Here is a 277-nt window from a genome sequence, read left to right on the forward strand (position 1 = left end):
CTGCCTTTGCATCATTGGCATTACTAGTTGAACCAAGAAGTAAACTTAGTAGCCCCATATCATTACTTAATGAAGAAACTGCTAATAATTCATTTGTTTCCTCATCATATTCAAAAATAGTACCAGTTGGTATTTGATTCATGCCTTTTTTAACTTGGAAACCATATACGGCATCTTCTTTTGGCTTCAATAAGAAGTAATCTTCATCAAATTCTGTTTGGAAGTAAGCTTTTTTATCTTGACCAATGTCAAAAGGAACCGCTTGCCCCATAATTAG

At 33.9% G+C, this 277-nt stretch carries 1 protein-coding gene; it reads right to left on the reverse strand.

What is annotated here, in order from left to right; all coding sequences use genetic code 11:
* Positions 1-277, reverse strand: a 277-nt coding sequence (locus SB660_RS20185; RefSeq protein ID WP_410584080.1) for a hypothetical protein, incomplete at both ends; no start/stop codon positions are given.

The sequence above is a fragment of the Bacillus sp. SIMBA_005 genome, assembly GCF_046535585.1.
Lineage (GTDB): Bacteria > Bacillota > Bacilli > Bacillales > Bacillaceae > Bacillus > Bacillus pumilus.